The following is a 1,702-nucleotide window of genomic DNA, read 5'->3' on the forward strand; positions in this document are numbered from 1 at the left end:
GGCGCCGCCAGCACGGCGAGCATCAGCAGCAGCGACAGCGCGCGCAGCACTTCGGCGCGCAGCATCAGGCGCCGGCGCGGCATGCGATCGGCGAGCAGGCCCAGCGGCATCGCGAGCAGCAGGAAGGGCAGGGTCTGCACGGCCGCGAGCAGCCCGGTCTCGGCGGCCCCCGCGCCATAGGCCATCACCGCGACCAGCGGCACCGCGGCCAGGCCGAGCTGCTCGGCCGACTGCGCCGCGAGGTTGGCATGGGCCAGGTGGAGAAAGGGACGGGGCAGGGCGGAGGACATGACGCGATGGTCGTGGACCGCCCCGCCTCGGGCTGGCCGAAAACGGACCCGTGAAGACGGGCCTCAGCCCACGGCTTCGGCCTGCTGCGCCAGCAGCATGTCCTCGAACCAGTCCGCCACCTGCCGCGCCTCGGGCGCCGCGCCCGGCGCGAGCCCGTAGTAGTAGCGCTCGAGCCGCATGCGCAGCGCGGGCAGCGGCGAGTGCAGCCGGCCCGAAGCCAGGTCGTGCGACACCAGCGAGGTCGGCGCGAGCGCGATGCCCAGGCCGTCGACGGCCACCTGCAGCACGAAGTGCAGATGGTCGAACTGCAGCCGTCCGGCCGGCCGCACGCGCGGCGCGCCGACCTGCTTCTTCCAGGCCTCCCAGTCCTCCTTGCGCGTGCGCGCCGACAGCTGCACGTGCGCGGCCAGCGCGCGCAGGTCGCGCAGCGGATGGGCCTTGAACAGCGCGGGCGCGCCGACCACCAGCACCTCGTCCTCGAGGAAGGGCTGCACCGCGACCGCACCGGGCCAGCCCTCGAGCCCGCGGCGCACCGCGATGTCGAAGCTGTCGGCCGCCTGCTCGGGCATCACGGTGCTCGTGACCACCTGCGGCTCGATGTCCGGATGGCGCTCGACGAAGGAGGGCAGGCGCGGGATCAGCCAGCGCACCGCGAACGAGGGCCGCACGTTGATGCGCACCGTGCGCGCCGCGCCCTGCGCCTGCAAGGCACGCGCGGCGGCGCCGATCTGCGCCAGCGCGGGCTCGACCTCGGCGAAGAACTGCTGGCCCTCGGCGGTCAGCGCGACCTGGCGGATGCGGCGCTCGAACAGCGCGACACCGAGGAAGGCCTCGAGGCCCTTGATCTGGCGGCTGATCGCGCTGTGGGTGACATGCAGTTCGTGCGCCGCGCGCGTGAAGCTCAGGTGGCGCGCCGCGGCCGCGAAGGCGCGCACGGCGTTCAGGGGAGGCTCGCGGGACGGCATGCGTGCGATTTTGTCACGCATGCGGCGCGTTAATGTCGTTTGTCGGCGCGGCCTCCGCGGGCGCACGATGCGGGCTCGATGTCATCTTCTTCCCGCCGCTCCGCTTCCGTCCCCGCCACCCTCGCGGCCCCCGTCTCCACCACCGACCGCAACTCTCGCCACGCCGCGCTCTCGCTCGGGCTCGCGCTGCCGGGCGACGTGGTGCTCTACCTGCTGCTGCCGATGTATGCCGCGCAGTTCGGCGTCACGCTCGCCGAGGCGGGGCTGCTGCTCGCGGCCAACCGGCTGGTGCGCATCGCCGGCTATGGCTGGGTGGCCGACTTCTACGCGCGCCATGGCGACCGCCGCACCTGCACGCTGGCCGTCGCGGGCGCGGTGCTGTGCTGCCTCGGCTATGCCACGCTCTCGGGGCTGTGGGCGCTGCTGCCGCTGCGGCTGCTCTGGGG

At 73.9% G+C, this 1,702-nt stretch carries 2 protein-coding genes and 1 pseudogene; 1 reads left to right on the forward strand and 2 read right to left on the reverse strand.

All coding sequences use genetic code 11. The features are described from left to right. A partial coding sequence (locus AC27VN_RS40720) for an MFS transporter (protein ID WP_490880399.1) occupies nt 1–290 on the reverse strand: 290 nt, incomplete at its 3' end. 63 nt (nt 291–353) lie between these two features. Beyond that, the gene (locus AC27VN_RS40725) at nt 354–1,256 is read right to left on the reverse strand and encodes a LysR substrate-binding domain-containing protein (protein WP_490880400.1); all 903 of its coding nucleotides are present in this window, start codon (nt 1,254–1,256) and stop codon (nt 354–356) included. Between the two features lie 78 nt (nt 1,257–1,334). Between AC27VN_RS40725 and AC27VN_RS40730 the strand changes: the two are divergent. Beyond that, a pseudogene (locus tag AC27VN_RS40730) lies at nt 1,335–1,702 on the forward strand (MFS transporter); the annotation flags it as partial.

The sequence above is a fragment of the Variovorax sp. 20P10.2.4 genome (assembly GCF_058244205.1).